This window comes from Streptomyces sp. NPDC007983, assembly GCF_042958345.1.
Lineage (GTDB): Bacteria > Actinomycetota > Actinomycetes > Streptomycetales > Streptomycetaceae > Streptomyces.
In genome coordinates, this window is the sequence record NZ_JBIBJI010000008.1 from 209,075 (window position 1) to 225,025 (window position 15,951).

A 15,951-nucleotide genomic window follows, 5' to 3' on the forward strand; every position below is an offset into this window, starting at 1 on the left:
GATGAACACTTACGACTACGTCATCGTCGGCGCCGGATCCGCGGGATGTGTGCTGGCGGCCCGGTTGTCGGAGGACCCCGAGGTCCGGGTGGCGCTGATAGAGGCGGGTGGCCCCGACACGGCGGAGGAGATCCATGTTCCCGCCGCCTTCGCCCAGTTGTTCAAGAGCGAGGTCGACTGGGATCTCCACTCGGGCCCGGAACCGGGGCTCGGCGGCAGGCGGACCTATCTGCCCCGCGGCAAGGTGCTGGGTGGCTCCAGCTCGATGAACGCGATGATCTACATGCGCGGCAACCGTGCCGACTACGACGGCTGGGCCGCCGCCGGGGCCACCGGCTGGGGTTACGCCGATGTGCTGCCGTACTTCCGGCGCGCGGAGGACAACGAGCGCGGCGAGGACGCGTTCCACTCGGTGGGCGGGCCGCTCACCGTCAGCGACAGCAGGTCCCGCCACCCGCTCGCCACCGCGTACCTGGAGGCCGCCGAGCAGGCCGGACACCCGCGCAACGACGACTTCAACGGCGCCACGCAGTTCGGCGTCGGACGGTTTCAGCTGACCCAGCGCGGTGGCATGCGCTGCAGCGCGGCCGTCGCTTATCTGCACCCCGTCCTGGACCGGCCGAACCTCACCCTGCTCTCCTCCGCCCAGGCCCACCGCGTGCTGATCGAGGGCGGCCGGGCGAGAGGGGTGGAGGTGGAACGCGACGGCACGGTGGAGGCGATCCGCGCCGAGCGTGAGGTGATCCTTTCCGCGGGCGCGTACGAATCCCCGAAGCTGCTGATGCTCTCCGGGGTCGGGCCCGCCGCCACCCTGTCGGCCTTCGGTGTCGATGTGGTGCGCGACCTCCCGGTGGGGGAGGGCCTGCAGGACCACTACATGGCGCTGCTGAACTTCCGTACCGATGTCGAATCGCTGATGACCGCGGCGAGCCCGGAGAACGCCGCGCTGCTGGCGAACGAGGGGCGCGGCCCGCTGACGTGCAACATCGGCGAGGCCGGTGGCTTCTTCCGCAGCCGGGCCGGACTGGACGCCCCGGATGTCCAGTTCCACATGGCGCCGGTGCTGTTCCACCAGGAGGGGCTGGGCCCCGCCACCGAGCACGGTTTCGCGCTGGGCCCCTGTGTGCTGGCCCCGACCAGCCGCGGCCGGGTGACGCTCGGCTCCGCGCGCCCGGACGCCGCACCCCGGATCACGCACAACTATCTGATGACGGCCGAGGACCAGCACTGCATGGTCCAGGGGGTCCGCATCGCCCTGCGGATCGCGGCACACGACGCGTTGGCCGGGATCACCACCGGGCCGTTCGACGTGCCGGACTCCGACTCCGACGCGGACCTGCTCGCCTTCTCCCAGCGGGTCGGGCAGACGCTGTACCACCCGACGTCGACCTGCGCCATCGGCTCCGTGGTCGACCCCGAGCTGCGGGTGTTCGACGTGGCGGGGCTGCGGGTCGTCGACGCGTCGGTGTTCCCGACGGTGCCGAGGGGGAACACCAACGCCCCCGTCATCATGGCCGCGGAGAAGGCCGCCGACCTCATCCGCGGCTATCCCGCGGCCATCCGCTGACGACCCTCCCGCAAGGGGTGCGGGACGGGTTTCTCACGGTGATCCTTGCGGCTGGTGTCCGGGGCCGAGCGGGGTCTGCTCGGCCCAGATGACCTTCCCGTGCGCGGTGTAGCGGGTGCCCCAGTGCCGGGCGAGCTGGGAGACCAGGAACAGCCCCCGGCCGCCCTCGTCGGTCACCCCGGCCCGCCGCAGATGGGGCGAGGTGTTGCTGCCGTCGGACACCTCGCAGATCAGGCTGCGGCCGCGCAGCAGCCGTATCCGTACGGGAGGGGCGCCGTACCGCAGCGCGTTGGTGACCAGCTCGCTGATGACCAGCTCGGCGGCGTAGGCGGTGTCGCCCAGCCCCCAGTCGCGTATCCGCTGGACGCAGGCGGCGCGGAGCGGGGCGACCGCCGCGGGGTCGGAGGGGACCTCCCAGTGGGCCACGTTCTCCGGGGTGAGCAGGCGGGTGCGGGCCACCAGCAGGGCGGTGTCATCGGTCGGACGGGACGGGAGAACGGTCGCGAACAGCTCCTGGCAGGTGGCGGCGGGGTCGAGCTCCGGGGCGGCGGCGAGGGTGCGGCACAGCAGGTCCAGGCCGGTGTCATGGTCCCGGTCGTGGCTTGCGACGAGTCCGTTGGTGTACAGGATCAGCCGGCTGCCCTCGGGCACCGACAGGTCGGCCGCCTCGAACGGTTCCCCTCCCAGGCCCAGCGGCGGGGAGACCGGCACCTCGGGGGTGTGTACGGTGCCGTCCGGGCACGCCAGGACGGGGCCCGGGTGACCGGCCCGGGCCACACTGCACCGGCCGGAGACCGGGTCGTAGATCGCGTACAGGCAGGTGGCGCCGGTGATGCGCGCGCTGTCGGCATCCGTCTCGCGCTCCAGGTCGAGCCGGGCGACCAGCTCGTCCAGGAGGGCGAGCACCTCGTCGGGAGGCAGGTCCAGGGCGGAGAAGTTCTGGACCGCGGTGCGCAGCCGGCCCATGGTGGCCGCCGCGTGCAGCCCCTGTCCGGCCACGTCGCCGACGACCAGGGCGACCCGGGCCCCGGGGAGCGGGAGCACGTCGAACCAGTCCCCGCCCACCCCGGCCCGCGCGGGCAGATAGCGGGAGGCCACCTCCACGGCGTCCTGGTCGGGCAGCGCGCCGGGCAGCAGGTTGCGCTGCAGGGTGGTGACCATGGTGTGCTCGCGGGTGTAGCGGCGCGCGTTGTCGACGCACACAGCGGTGCGCGCGGCCAGCTCCCCGGCGATCACCAGATCCTCGTCGTCGAACGGCCCGCTCGGCCGGGTCCGGCAGAAGGTGGCCACGCCCAGGGTGACGCCGCGGAAGCGCAGCGGCACGCTGATCAGCGAGCGGATCCCCTGGTCGAGCAGGCGCCCGGCCTCGGCCTCGTACCCGGTGGGCCACGCGGAGGTGTCGCTCAGATCGGCGCGCAGGACGGCCTGCCCGCTCTCCAGCGTCTGCCGCTGCGGCGAGGACGGCGGATGGACGGCCCTCTCGCCCGAGCGGAAGAGGGGGTGTTCGGGGGGTGCGCCGCCGACCGCCGTGCGGTGCAGTACGCCGTGCGGCGCTGCCGGCTCCTCGCCCCGCAGCACCGGCTCCAGCAGTTCGACGGTGGCGATGTCGGCGAACCGGGGGACGGCCACCGCCACCAGTTCCTCGGCGGTGCCGGTCAGCTCCAGGGTCGAGCCGATCCGTACCCCGGCGTCGTACAGCAGCCGCAGCCGCTCGCTCGCCGCCTCGGCCCGGCCGGACAGGGCGCGCAGCTCGGTGGTGTCCCGCAGCGTCGCCACGCTCCCGGCGGGGCCGCCCGCCCGGTCGGTGGGCCGGATGTTGACGGCCAGCAGCCGCTTCCCGGCGGCGTGCACCTCGTCGGTGACGGGCTGCCCCGCGGCCAGCAGCCGGGTCAGCGGCGGTTCGAGGCCGAGCTCGGTGACCTGCCGCCCCTCGGTGTCGGAGGCCAGCTGGAGCAGCCGCCGGGCCTCGTCGTTGACCAGCAGCAGCCGCCCGTCGTCGGCCATGATCAGCACGCCTTCCCGGACCGAGTGCAGCACCGCGTCGTGGTGGGCGTACATGCGCGTCATCTCGGCGGGCCCCAGGCCGTGCGTCTGTCGCCGCAGCCGCCTGCTGGCCAGCGCCGTCCCGGCCGTCGCCAGGGCGAGGGCCCCGCCGCCGGACCCGAGCAGCAGCGGCAGCTCGCGGTCCACCGCGTTGTTCACGCTCTCGATCCGGACCCCGACCGACACCCCGCCGACCAGGGCGCCGTCGGCCGTGGTGACGGGCACCGCCGAGATCACGGAGGGGCCCTGGCTCGCGGGGAAGGTCCGCGCGATCGTCTTCCCGGCCAGTTCCTGCCGTACCACCGATTCGGGGCCGATGATCCGTTTGCCGATCAGCGCCGTCTCGGGGTGGGTGAGGCGCATCCCGTGCCGGTCGAAGACCACGACGCTGTCGACGCCGGTGCGCTTCCTCGTCTCCTCGGCGCGGGGCTGGAGCAGCGACGTCGGATGGGCGCCGGTCATGGCCCGGGCGATGCCGGGGGCCTGCGCGAACGTCCTGGCGACGGCCAGGGACCGGTGGCGGGCTTCGTCCGTGGCGTGGCCGCGGGCCTCCAGCGCAAGCGCCGCCACCGCCATGGCGACCAGGGCGAGTGTCAGGAGGACCTGCAGGATGAAGACCTGCCCGGCGACGCTCGGCACTTGTGACAGCGCCCGTATTCGGCCCCGGACCATACGAGCAAAATTGCTCATGTCGGCATTTATAACATCTCCTTTCGGCCAGCCGACAGGGCCGGTCGCCGCGCTCGCGGGATCATGTTCCGGCCGATCCGGGGCCGAGTGCGATCCGCCTGGTCATCCGGCGGATCACCGCCGGGGTCCACGGCCGCCGCGCCGGGCTCCGGGCGTCGTGCGCGGGCCGTGTCTGGCTTGTTAACGACGTGTTCCCTGGCGGTGTCGCAGCGTAGCCGTACGAAGCGCTTAGGATCACCGCATGATCACGGCCCGGTCGCGTTTCGGCATCCGGTGGGCTCGCTCGGTGGCGAGCCCGCTGCGTCTGCTGTGCCTGGCCGCGCTGCTGCTGGGCTTCGTGTCCCTGCACGCGGTGAGCGCCGAAGCCGTATCCGGCCATCTGACCGGCTGCATGTCCTCCCCGGTGGCCTCCGCCACGCACGGTGAGACCCCGGGAGAGACCGAGGGGCCCGGGCATCACGACGACGAGTCGGCCCATTCCGCGCACGAATGCGTCCTCGCCCAGCCCGAGCACGGGCCCGAGCTGACAGCCCCGTGCCCGGCTCTCCCGGCCGAGGGCGCGCCCGGCGCCGAGCGGCACACGCCGTCCTCGTACCCGGCCGCGACCACGGCGGCCGGATCCGCACCGCCGGATCTCCAGCGGACCGCGGTGCTGCGCATCTAGTACGGACCGGTATCGGACCCGTCCTTGCCGATTCCTGTCCGCCACCTCCCGCGCCACGCGGCGGGAGGGCGGCCGCCGTGCGGAGAAACCGTGCCGTTCCCTGCCTCACGCCCTCTTGCCCGGGCCGCTCGCCACCCATGGCGGCCACGTCGGCTCCTGGCCTTCGTCCTGTGCGCACTGCTGCTGACCGCACCCAGCTGTCTCGGCCACGCGGCCGGTGCGGAACACGCCCAGGGTCCGCGGATCGCGGACGACTCCCGGCAGCCCCCGGCCGCCGAGACCGCCGGGCAGCCGTCCGCCGACGACCCGGCGGGCTCCGAGCACTGCGCCCCGGCGCCCCGGGAAACATCCGGCCGGGCCGTCCATCCGTCGGTGCGTGCCCTGCCCGTCTCCGCCGCGGCCGAGGCCTGCCGGGCCGTCGTCCCCGTGGCGGATCCGGACCGCCCGCGCACACTCTCCCCACGCGCGCCGACGGTCAGATCCACCCTCTGCTCGACCAGTCGGTGGCGCATATAGAGGCGGCCGTCGTGGCCCGCGCCCCGGCCGCCGCCCCTCGGCGACCGGGTCGCGGATCGGTGCCTGCCCACCCGGCGGCACCGTGCCCGAGATGAGCATTCGACGAGCCATCAACCACCGAAAGCGGACAGATGCGATCTCTGATCCTCAACGACGCCACCCCCACCGTCCCCGGCCTGTCCGGACTGGTCGGCAACACGCCCGTCCTGCGGGTGTCCGAACCCCTGACCCCCGCCGACCGCGGCTTCTGGGCCAAGCTGGAGGGCTTCAACCCCGGCGGCATCAAGGACCGGCCCGGTCTGCACATGGTCGAACGGGCGCGCGCCCGAGGCGACCTGCGCCCCGGCGGCGCGATCGTCGAGTCGACCAGCGGCACGCTGGGGCTCGGCCTCGCCCTGGCCGGACTGGTGTACGGCCATCCCGTCACCCTCGTCACCGACCCCGGCCTCGAGCCGTCGATGACCCGGCTGCTGACCGCCTACGGAGCCTGGGTCGACATGGTCACCGAACCGCATCCGGAGGGCGGGTGGCAGCAGGCCCGCCGCGACCGGGTGACCGAACTCCTCGCCCGGCAGGCCGGTTCCTGGTGCCCCGACCAGTACAACAACCCCGACAACACCGCCGCCTACACCCCGCTCGCCCTCGAACTGGCCTCCCGGTTCGGCCACATCGACATCCTGGTGTGCAGCGTCGGCACCGGCGGCCACTCCGCGGGCATCTCCCGGGTGCTGCGCCAGCTCTACCCCGAGATCACGGTGGTGGGAGTGGACACGATCGGCTCGACCATCTTCGGACAGCCCGCCCGCACCCGCCTGATGCGCGGCCTGGGGTCGAGCATCTACCCCCGCAACGTCGCCTACGACAACTTCAGCGAGGTGCACTGGGTCGCCCCGCACGAGGCGGTGTGGACCTGCCGCCGGCTGGCCTCGTCGCACTACGCCACCGGCGGCTGGAGCGTGGGCGCGGTCGCGCTGGTCGCCGGGTGGCTGGCCCGTACCCACCCCGCGGACGCCCGGATCGTCGCGGTGTTCCCGGACGGCCCGCAGCGCTATCTGGACACCGTGTACAACGACGACTACTGCGCCGCCAACGGCCTGCTGGACCAGCCGCCCGCGCCCGAACCGGACATGATGGGACACCCCGGCGAGCGGGAAGTGGACCGCTGGACCCGCTGCACCGCCGTGGTCGACCCGCTCGCCGCGCGCGAGCCGGGCACCCCCGCCGGGCCGTCGCGGCCCGCCGCCCCGGCCGCTCCGGAGGCCGCCCGATGAAGGCGACACTCACCCAGGTGCGGTCGTACGAGCGCAGCGTCCAGCTGCTGATGGTGAACCAGTTCACCATCAACCTCGGCTTCTACATGCTCATGCCCTACCTGGCCGCGCATCTGTCCGGGACGCTCGGGCTCGCCGGGTGGCTGGTCGGACTCGTCCTGGGCGTACGGAACTTCAGCCAGCAGGGCATGTTCCTGGTCGGCGGCGCCCTGGCCGACCGGTTCGGCTACAAGCCGCTGATCGTGGCGGGGTGTGTGCTGCGCACCGCCGGTTTCGCGACGCTCGGGCTCGTGGAGTCGCTGCCCGCGCTGCTGGCCGCCTCCGCGGCCACCGGACTCGCCGGGGCCCTGTTCAACCCGGCGGTCAGGGCCTATCTGGCCGCGGACGCGGGGGAGCGCCGGGTGGAGGCGTTCGCCCTGTTCAACATCTTCTACCAGGCCGGGATCCTGCTCGGCCCGCTGGTGGGCATGGTGCTGACGGGCGTCGACTTCCAGGTCACCTGCCTGGTCTCGGCCGGGATCTTCGCCCTGCTGAGCGTCGTGCAGATCCGGTCGCTGCCGCCCCGCCGCGCCGACGACGGCCCGGCTCCGGGGCGGGAGGGCCATGAGCGGGTGCTGACCCAGTGGCGCGGGATCGTGGCCAACCGGCCGTTCCTGCTGTTCTCCGTCGCCATGATCGGCTCGTATGTGCTGTCCTTCCAGGTCTATCTGGCCCTGCCGCTGGAGGTACGACGGCTCGGCGGCGAAGGGGAGTTCGGCACCGCGGCGGTGGCGCTGCTCTTCGCCGTCTCCGGGCTGAGCACCATCGTCGGGCAGACCCGGGTGACCGCGTGGTGCAAGGCGCGCATGGCGCCCGGCCGGGCGCTGGGCTGGGGGCTGGTCCTCATGGGGGTGGCGTTCCTGCCGCTGCTGGTGGCGACCGCGCTGCCGGTGCCGGACGGCGGGCCCGGCCGATGGGTCCTCGCGGCCGTGCCGCCCGCGCTCGCCGCGTTCCTGCTGGCGCTGGGCACGATGATCGCCTACCCGTTCGAGATGGACACCATCGTCCGGCTCTCGGGGGAGCGGCTCGTCGCCACCCACTACGGGCTGTACAACACCATCTGCGGGGTCGGCATCACCCTCGGGAACCTGCTCACCGGCGCGGCGCTGGACGCGGCACGCGAAGCGGGCATGCCCGCCGTTCCGTGGATCGTGCTGCTCGCGCTCGGCCTGGCCTGCGCGGCGGCGCTCTTCGGGCTGCACCGTACGGGCCGCCTGGCGCCGGTGGTGCCGGAACCCCGCCCCGCGGCGGCCTGACCCGGTGGGCCTGACCCGGTGGGCCTGACCCGGCGGGCCGGACCCGCCGGGGGGTTACCGCGCGACACCCGACGGGGCCCCGCCGGTGGCCATGCCCGGCCACCGGCGGGGGTCACCGGCGGGGGTCACCGGCGGGGGACGGGCCACCGCCGAACAGGTGCCGCCGCCCGGCGGCCACGGCGGTGGTCCGGCCGGGGCCGGGGCCGAGCCCGTACGGTCGGCTGAGCCCCGCCTCGACGACCAGCTGCCCCGGAGCGCCCCGTGCGGAACCCCAGCCCCCTGACCGGACGCCTCGCCGTCGTGACCGGTGCCGCCCGCGGACTGGGCGCGGCCATGGTCCGGGAACTCGCCGGGCGCGGCGCACGCGTCGTCCTCCTCGGCCGGGAAGAGGAAACCCTCGCGCGGGTGGCCGACTCGCTGCCCACGGAAACCCACTGCTACGCGGCGGACGTGGCCGACGACGCGGCGATGACCCGGGTGGCCGGGCAGATCCACGACCGCGTCGGCACACCGTCGGTCGTCGTCGCCAACGCGGGCGTGGCCGAGGGCGGGCCCTTCGGGGAGTCGCCCCCGGCCACCTGGCGGCGCGTCATCGAGGTGAACCTCATCGGCAGCGCCAACACCGCCCGCGCCTTTCTGCCCGGTCTGCTCGCCACCCGCGGCTACTTCCTCCAGATCGCCTCCACGGCCGCCTTCGGCTCCGCGCCCATGATGAGCGCGTACTGCGCCTCGAAAGCGGGCGCCGAGTCCTTCGCCCAGTCCCTGCGCGCCGAACTCGCCCACCAAGGGGTCGCGGTGGGCGTCGGCTATCTGAGCTGGACCGCCACCGACATGATCCGCGACGCGGACCGGTACGGGGTGCTGAGGGAACTGCGTGCCCATATGCCGCCACCGGCCCGACGTGTCCACCCCGCCGCCACGGTGGCCGCACGCATGGTGACCGCCGTCGAGCGCCGCGCCGCCACCGTCTACGCACCGCCCTGGCTGCGCATCGCCCAGCCGGTCCGCCCGCTGCTGCCGCCGCTGGTCACCTGGTTCTCCGCGCGGGAGCTGCCCCGGCTGGCCGAGCGGACCCGCTTCGAGGCGACCGGACTTCTCGGGGCCGGGGGCCGCGCGGACCAAGCGGCCGCCGAAGGGTGAAACGCGGTGGGGTCAGCCGCTGTCGAGGATGGTGCCGTGCTCGTCCATGGTCGGGTGCATCTTCATGGGCCCGTAGTTGTCGAGGTCCGAGGGGCGTGGCGGTTCCGGCCCGTCGGGGCCGCTGCGCACCATCCGCTCGATGCGGCAGATCCGGAACAGGCGGCCCTCCACCTGGGCTTCGTCGGCCCGGCGGGCGCGCCGGAATTCCTCGGCGGCCCGCGCGTACACCGCTCGCTTGGCCTCGCTGTACTCGTAGAGCAGCGGCCACATTTCGGCCATGCCCTGGTAGAGCAGCCGCCGCGCGTCGTGCGGGGTCGGCATCAGGGCGCCCTGCGGCCGCCACTGCTGCCCGGAGCGCTCGGCCACGCCGAAGCCGACGGGCAGCAGGATGATGTCGGGATGAGTGGTGACGGCCCGCTCGGAGTGCTTGCGCACGACGGCGGGGAACCGCGGTCCGGTGTAGGCGAAGGTGGCCAGCGCCAGCTTCATGGCGCTCGCCATCAGCCCGGCCCCGTCCCGCTCGGGGTCCAGGACGAACCCGGTGTCGGGCGACCGCGCCTCGTGCCGTCCGTCCCAGGAGATGAGGGACGGTTCCGGGTCGGTGGGCCGCGGCGGCTCCAGATTGTGCTCGCCGGTGCGGGCGAACTCGTCCCCGCGCACGATCCGGTAGCGGACGCCGAGCACGGTCATCTCGTTGAGCGGCTCCTTCTCGAGCCGGGCGACCGCCGCCAGCAGCTTGCGACGGGTGGCGGCGTCGTCGGTGTCGTCCTTGGCCCTGAACCACAGGAGCGAGTTCAGTTCGTCCCGGACCTCCTGGGGCGCGCCGCTGGTCACGGGCTTCACCAGCCGCCAGTGCGCCCCGGCGGCGGGGTCCTGTATGGCCAGGCCGAAGACGGGACCGCGGAGTGCGAGATGCGGATAGCGGGAGGACGCGTCCACGGCGTCGGCTTCGGTCACCCATTCGGCGGGGTCGTCGCGCCGCACCAGATCCGCGTGGAGCCGGTCCAGCTTTCGCTTCCAGTGTTCGGCCATGGGCACATTGTCGAGGCTCCCTGGCAGCATTCGGGCGGGAACGCCTCAAGTGATCAAAAGCCTTAAATCCGATGTCACTACTGTCTGTCCACCGGTCGCCGGGCGGTCGCCGGTCGCCGGGCGTTCGGCGGCGCGGTGCGTGGCGCGTCGTTGGGCAGGCGGGACGGCCGCGGCGCATAGCCTGACATACCGGTGTCCGCGGAGAGGCGTTCGAACGATGGCGGCACATCAGCACTGGCTCTTCGGCGATCAGCTCGGCCCGCACTTCGCCGACCACCGCCACCACGGCCCCGACGCCCAGGCCCCACTGATCATGATCGAGGCGCGGTCGGTGCTGAGCCGCCGCCGCTTCCACCGGGCCAAGGCGCATCTGCTGCTGTCGGCGATGCGGCACCGGGCGGCCGAACTCGGTGACCGGGTGCGGTACGTCCGGGCCCGGACCTACCGCGAGGGGCTGGCCGAGGCCGCGGGCCGGGACCGGGTGACGGTGTGCCATCCGACCTCCCGGCGGGCGCTGGAGCTGGCCGGATCGCTCGACCGGGTCGAGGTGCTGCCCGCGAAGGGCTTCCTGGTGACGATGGCGGACTTCGCCTCATGGGCCGGGGAGCACGCCCGGGGGCGGCTGCTGATGGAGGACTTCTACCGCTGGGTGCGCCGCGGACACGACCTGCTGATGGAGGGCGACGAGCCCGCCGGGGGCCGGTGGAACTTCGACGACCGGAACCGCGAACCGCCGCCGCGCGGGGCCCGGACCCTCGACGCCACCGGGCCCTGGCGCCCCGACGAGGACGAGATCGACGACCGGGTGCGGCATGACCTGGACCGCTGGGAACGCGAGGGCACGGTCTCCTTCGTCGGCCGGGACGGCCCGCGGCGCTTTCCCGCGACCCGGCGTGAGGCGCTGGCCTCACTGCGTCACTTCGTCACCCACCGGCTGTCCTGCTTCGGGCCGTACGAGGACGCGATGCTCGCGGCCGACCCGGTCATGTGCCACAGCCGGCTGTCGGCTCCGCTGAACCTCGGGCTGCTGCATCCGGCCGAGTGCGTGGACCGCGCGGAGCGCGCGTGGCGCGAGGGCGCCGCGCCGCTGGCCGGCGTCGAGGGATTCGTACGGCAGATCGCCGGCTGGCGGGAGTACGTGTGGCATCTGTACTGGCACTTCGGCGAGGACTACCGCGGCCGCAACGCCCTGGGGCACACCGCCCCGCTGCCCGGCTGGTTCCTGGAGCTGGACGCCGACGCGGTGACCGCGCGCTGCCTGTCCACGGTGCTGGCCCAGGTCCGGGACACCGGGTGGACCCACCACATCCCCCGGCTGATGGTGCTCGGCAGCCGCGCGCTGCAGGACGGCTGGGACCCGGCGGCGGTCACCGACTGGTTCCACCGCTGCTTCGTCGACGGATACGACTGGGTGATGCTGCCGAACGTCGTCGGCATGTCGCAGTACGCCGACGGCGGGCTCATGACCACCAAGCCGTACACCTCGGGCGGGGCGTACATCAACAGGATGAGCGACCTGTGCGGACCCTGCGCCTACCGTCCCGGCGACCGGGCCGGTGAGCGGGCCTGCCCGTACACCACCGGCTACTGGTCCTTTCTGCACCGCCACCGGGGGCGCCTGTCCGGGAACCACCGCATGGTCCGGGCCATCCGGGGGCTGGACCGGCTGAACGATCTGCCGGAAGTGCTCGCACGGGCCACGGAGCGGGGCGACGCCGCGCCCTGAGCGCCGCCGTCGCCCGGCATCCGGCGCCCCGGCGGAGTGGTTGGCCTGGGCCGCGCAAGCCCCCGGCGTCACCGTCCCCGCCGCGCGCGTCCGCGAGCTGGTCGAGTCCGCCGTACGCGGCCCGGCGGGTGGCGTGATCCCTTTACGGCTTGTGCGCGGTGGTGAGGAAGTCCAGGACGAGGGGGCCGGCGTGGGTGCGGCACTCCTCGAAGTAGGCGTGCCGGCCATGGGGGATCAGGTGCAGTCGGGCGTCGGGGATGCGGTCGGCGAGCAGGGGTGCGTTGGCGGTGGGGTTGAGCAGGTCGTCGCTTCCGTGGACGACCAGGGTGGGGGCGCTGATGTCCGGCAGGAGGTCCCAGGCGTTGTGCTGGTTGCTGGCGACGAGGTGGTGGCGCCGGGCGTGGGCAGGCATGCGAGGGTCGCCGAGGGTGTGGTGCGGGCCGGGGTGGGAGGCGAGCCATCGAGGGGTGTACATCAGCTCCAGCAGGGCCTGTCGCGCGGCTCCGGGCTGAGGTTGCGTCAGGGCTCGGCGGACGTCGTTGCCGCGTTCGACGCTGTGCGGGCCGCCGGGTGAGGTGCAGCCGAGAACCAGGGCGCCTACCCGGTGAGGGTGGCGGGCCGCGATCTGCTGGGCCACTCGTCCGCCCATGGACGTGCCGTAGACGTCGGCCCGGTCGATGCCGAGTTCGTCGAGGACGGCGATGACGTCCTGGGCGAACAGTTCGGTGCTGTAGGGGGTGTCGGGCTTGTCGCTGTCGCCGGTGCCGCGGTAGTCGAGCGTGAGGGTGCTGCGCGCGGGATGGAAGTCGGCACGAACCGCATCCCACCAGTGGTGGTTGTTGGCCTGGCCCGCCAGCAGGACCAGCGGCGCCCCCTGGCCCTGGAGCTGGTAGGCGATGCGGGTTCCGTCCGGTGTCATGGCGTACGTCATCAACTTCCTCGCTCCCGTGCCGTCGGGCAGAGTACCCGCGGGGCCCCGGCCCTCAGACACCTGCTGCCACCGCGGCCCCCAGCCCCAGCAGGACGACGCCGGTGGTCACGCTGAGTCCCCGCAGGACGGTCGGCTGCGATACCAGGGCGCGCCCTCGGCTGACGGCCCAGGTGAGCAACATGTACCAGGAGGCGCTGACGAGCGCCCACAGGGCTCCCAGAGCGACGGTTGACAGGAACACCGGGCCTTTCGCGGTCACGAACTGGGGCAGCACCGAGACGGCGAACACGCCCGCTTTGGGGTTGCCGAGGTTGGTGATCAGGCCGGTGAGATATCCGCCCGCGAAGCCGGTGCTGCGCCCGCCCTCGCCGGGCGGGCGGGTGGAGACGGTGGTGGTGAGCGCGGTCCGTAGCGTCTTCACCCCGAGGATCATCAGCACGATGCCGCCTGCGACCCGGAGCACCGCGTACGCGGTGGGGCTGGCCAGCAGGACGGCGGACAGCCCGGCCGCGGCGGCCGTGGACCACAGCAGGAAGCCGCTGGCATTGCCCGCGAGCGTGCCTCGGAGCGTCCGTTGGCCGCCTTCCAGAACCTGCCGGATCATCAGGGCTTGACTCGCGCCTGGCAGCATCGCCAGCAGCAAGGTGGTGACGATGAAAACGGGCACATGCGTGGGCATGGGAAAAGAACCCCTTCCGGGGATGGCGGCCGATGGGTGCACCACCAGGCTTCCTGCCCCGCGCCCCTAAGAGAAGTTAAAAGAGAAGGGTGCAGCGTTAGGATTGGTGAATGGTGGTGGATCCGGGACAGCTGCGGCTTCTCGCGTTGATCGAGCGGCACGGTTCCCTGACGGCGGCGGCACACGCACTCCAGCTCACGCCCGCGGCGGTCACCCAGCAGGTGGCCAAGGCCGAGCGCGACTGGCAGGTGCCCCTGGTCATCCGTGGTCCTCGCGGAGCGACGCTGACCGCCGCCGGTGCGCTGCTCGCCTCCCACGGCCGCACTGTGGAGGATGCATCGGACAGGGCCGAGGCGGAACTGGCCGCACTGCTCGGCCACCTCTCGCTCCGTCTGCGGATCGGGACGTTCCAGGCGGCTGCCCTGCACCTGCTGCCACCGGCCCTGACGACTCTGCGACACCGCCATCCGGACGCCGACGTCTCCGTCATGGACGTGGTGTCCGGACGTGGAGCGGACGAGATCAGCGCGGGGCGCCTGGACGTGGCCATCGTCGCGTCCTGGGGCACGCCGCTCGCGCCGCCCCCACACGTACGGGCCCACTCGCTCCTGTTGGACCCGATGGTCGTGGTTCTCCCCGATGACCATCCACTGGCCACCGGGCAGCCCGCGGACACCGAACTTCACCTGGAACAACTGCGCGACGAGTCGTGGGTTTCCATCCTGGCCGGCCATGCCGCCCGCGAACAGTTCCACGACGCTGCCCGCGAGGCCGGCTTCACTCCCACGGTGCGGTTCGAGACCGAGTCCTACGACGTCGCCCAGGCCCTCGTCGGCACAGGCATCGCCGTGGCCCTGGTCTCGCGCCTGGCCCTGGCCCACGCGCCCGGCACCACCCATCGCGAACTGGCCCACCCCAGGCCCTACCGCCAGCTCTACGCCGTGACCAGGACCGACGCCGGCCTCACACCACTCGCGGACATGCTCATCGACCTCCTACGTGATGTCGCCCGCGACATCACCGCCACCTGGGAGGCTCCCCTGCAAGAAGAACAACGCTCATCGAACTCACCGCACGGAGCCTGAAAAGCCCCCGCGGACTGGTCCGGCAGGACCTCGCGCTCAGGCGCCGGGTGCCGTGCCGTTCAGGAAGCGCAGGAGGAGGTTGCGGCCGACCGCGCCGGCGATGCTGTGGTACGTGTCGTCGAAGGCGTGGTCGCTGTAGGGGATGGCGTTGAACCGCACCGGGTCGTGTGCCTGCCGCAGCCGGTCGGCGAGCCCGCGGACCCGGGACTGCCGGATGAGGTGGTCGGAGGCGCCGGTGACCAGGAGGGACGGCATCAGGCCGGGCCGGACACGGCTGGTGGCGGAGGCGTAGCGGTAGCGCTCGGGGTGCTGGGCCGGGGTGCCGCCGGTGTAGGCCTCGGTGATCTCGCGGCCGAAGCCCATGAGGCCGTTGTCCTGCCAGGTGCCCTTGAGGTCCGAGGCGGGGTAGAACCCGGCGACGGCGACCGGCGGGGCGGGCAGCAGCGCGGTGCAGCTACTGGCGATGTGGCCGCTTTTCAGCCCGTACGCGACGTTCAACGCGAGGCTTCCGCCCGCGGAGCCGCCCACCAGCACGGTGCGGGAGGTGTCGACGCCGTACGGGCGGGCCATCCTGGCCAGCCGGGACATGGCGCAGACGACGTCGTCGGAGGCGTCCTTCCAGCGCGGTGGCGGTGTGAGCCGGTAGTCGATGGACAGGACGGGGTAGCCGTGGTTCGCGAGCCAGCGGTAGTCGCCCGCCCGCTGGTCCCTGCTGCCGGTGGCGAATCCGCCGCCGTGGATCCATATCACCATGGGCTTGTCCCCTTGGCGGTGTGCCGCGCGCGGCGCCCACAGCCCGGCCTTGAGCGTGCGGCCCTCGACCCGGTCGTAGGCGATCACATGGTCCGGCGGCGCCGTGGGCTGGTCGACGGCCAGCACGTCGGCGGCGGACAGCGGCACGTTCTGGGAGTGGGCGTAGAGCAGCTGGGTGATCAGCACGGTGGCCGCGCCGATGGCGGTGACCGCCGAGGTGACGGTCGTCCACACCGTCGTTCTGCGCTTCCCGCGCCGCCACGCCACCACCGCGCCCGCGGCGATGACCAGGCCGAAGACCACGTACCACAGCGGCCGGGGCCCGACCCAGGTGGTCGCGTAGTACCCGAGCACGGGAACGGCCGGGATGATCGCACCGAGGGTGACGAGCGCCGCCAGCCCCGAGGCCACCAGCCCCAGGGCGAGCGCCGTGCGGCGCGCCCAGCGGGGCAGGGCGCCGGGGGAGGGGATGCGGACACGGGCGTTCATGTCGGGCCGTTCTCCTGTTCGCTGTCGTCGGTGTGGCTCAGGCGCCGTCAGCAGTGAGGAGGGCCCAGCT

Annotated in this window: 13 protein-coding genes; 8 read left to right on the forward strand and 5 right to left on the reverse strand. The window is 73.1% G+C overall.

Annotation, left to right across the window (positions count from 1 at the left end; genetic code table 11):
* The first annotated feature begins 1 nt into the window (after position 1).
* The gene (locus tag ACFZCY_RS25485; protein ID WP_391177581.1) at positions 2 to 1,567 is read left to right on the forward strand and encodes a GMC family oxidoreductase N-terminal domain-containing protein; all 1,566 of its coding nucleotides are present in this window, start codon (positions 2 to 4) and stop codon (positions 1,565 to 1,567) included.
* A 33-nt stretch (positions 1,568 to 1,600) separates the two neighbouring features.
* Here the strand turns inward: ACFZCY_RS25485 and ACFZCY_RS25490 are convergent, their stop codons facing one another.
* Positions 1,601 to 4,300 carry a SpoIIE family protein phosphatase gene (locus ACFZCY_RS25490; protein WP_391177584.1) on the reverse strand — a complete coding sequence of 900 codons (2,700 nt, stop codon included), beginning with the start codon at positions 4,298 to 4,300 and terminating at the stop codon, positions 1,601 to 1,603.
* A gap of 241 nt (positions 4,301 to 4,541) precedes the next feature.
* On the opposite strand from ACFZCY_RS25490, the gene ACFZCY_RS25495 reads away from it, so the two are divergent.
* The 5 genes from ACFZCY_RS25495 to ACFZCY_RS25515 all read left to right on the forward strand — a co-directional run bounded on the left by ACFZCY_RS25495 (position 4,542) and on the right by ACFZCY_RS25515 (position 9,186).
* Positions 4,542 to 4,964, forward strand: coding sequence for a DUF6153 family protein (locus ACFZCY_RS25495; protein ID WP_391177587.1), 423 nt, complete (start codon positions 4,542 to 4,544; stop codon positions 4,962 to 4,964).
* Positions 4,965 to 5,054: 90 nt separating this feature from the next.
* Positions 5,055 to 5,480, forward strand: a complete 426-nt coding sequence (locus tag ACFZCY_RS25500; RefSeq protein WP_391177590.1) for a hypothetical protein — start codon at positions 5,055 to 5,057, stop codon at positions 5,478 to 5,480.
* A 131-nt stretch (positions 5,481 to 5,611) separates the two neighbouring features.
* Positions 5,612 to 6,751: a pyridoxal-phosphate dependent enzyme gene (locus tag ACFZCY_RS25505; RefSeq protein ID WP_391177594.1), complete on the forward strand. Its 1,140-nt coding sequence runs from the start codon at positions 5,612 to 5,614 to the stop codon at positions 6,749 to 6,751.
* Positions 6,748 to 8,046, forward strand: coding sequence for an MFS transporter (locus tag ACFZCY_RS25510; protein ID WP_391177600.1), 1,299 nt, complete (start codon positions 6,748 to 6,750; stop codon positions 8,044 to 8,046). Before ACFZCY_RS25505 ends, ACFZCY_RS25510 begins: the two co-directional genes overlap by 4 nt.
* Before the next feature lie 261 nt (positions 8,047 to 8,307).
* Positions 8,308 to 9,186, forward strand: coding sequence for a short-chain dehydrogenase/reductase (locus tag ACFZCY_RS25515; RefSeq protein WP_391177603.1), 879 nt, complete (start codon positions 8,308 to 8,310; stop codon positions 9,184 to 9,186).
* Between the two features lie 12 nt (positions 9,187 to 9,198).
* On the opposite strand, the gene ACFZCY_RS25520 is transcribed toward ACFZCY_RS25515, so the two are convergent.
* The gene (locus ACFZCY_RS25520) at positions 9,199 to 10,218 is read right to left on the reverse strand and encodes a DUF5954 family protein (RefSeq protein ID WP_391177606.1); all 1,020 of its coding nucleotides are present in this window, start codon (positions 10,216 to 10,218) and stop codon (positions 9,199 to 9,201) included.
* Positions 10,219 to 10,435: 217 nt separating this feature from the next.
* On the opposite strand from ACFZCY_RS25520, the gene ACFZCY_RS25525 reads away from it, so the two are divergent.
* The gene (locus ACFZCY_RS25525) at positions 10,436 to 11,944 is read left to right on the forward strand and encodes a cryptochrome/photolyase family protein (RefSeq protein ID WP_391177609.1); all 1,509 of its coding nucleotides are present in this window, start codon (positions 10,436 to 10,438) and stop codon (positions 11,942 to 11,944) included.
* Positions 11,945 to 12,086: 142 nt separating this feature from the next.
* Here the strand turns inward: ACFZCY_RS25525 and ACFZCY_RS25530 are convergent, their stop codons facing one another.
* Together ACFZCY_RS25530 and ACFZCY_RS25535 are read right to left on the reverse strand one after the other, a co-directional pair.
* Positions 12,087 to 12,875, reverse strand: a complete 789-nt coding sequence (locus ACFZCY_RS25530; RefSeq protein ID WP_391177612.1) for an alpha/beta fold hydrolase — start codon at positions 12,873 to 12,875, stop codon at positions 12,087 to 12,089.
* A 52-nt stretch (positions 12,876 to 12,927) separates the two neighbouring features.
* Positions 12,928 to 13,554, reverse strand: coding sequence for a LysE family transporter (locus ACFZCY_RS25535; RefSeq protein WP_391177614.1), 627 nt, complete (start codon positions 13,552 to 13,554; stop codon positions 12,928 to 12,930).
* A 110-nt stretch (positions 13,555 to 13,664) separates the two neighbouring features.
* Here ACFZCY_RS25535 and ACFZCY_RS25540 point away from each other — a divergent pair, with 110 nt between their 5' ends.
* Entirely contained in the window at positions 13,665 to 14,639 is a 975-nt protein-coding gene (locus ACFZCY_RS25540; RefSeq protein ID WP_391177618.1) for a LysR substrate-binding domain-containing protein, read from the forward strand.
* Between the two features lie 36 nt (positions 14,640 to 14,675).
* Here the strand turns inward: ACFZCY_RS25540 and ACFZCY_RS25545 are convergent, their stop codons facing one another.
* On the reverse strand, positions 14,676 to 15,881 hold the full coding sequence (locus ACFZCY_RS25545; RefSeq protein WP_391177620.1) for an alpha/beta hydrolase fold domain-containing protein: 1,206 nt from the start codon (positions 15,879 to 15,881) through the stop codon (positions 14,676 to 14,678).
* Positions 15,882 to 15,951: the final 70 nt, after the last annotated feature.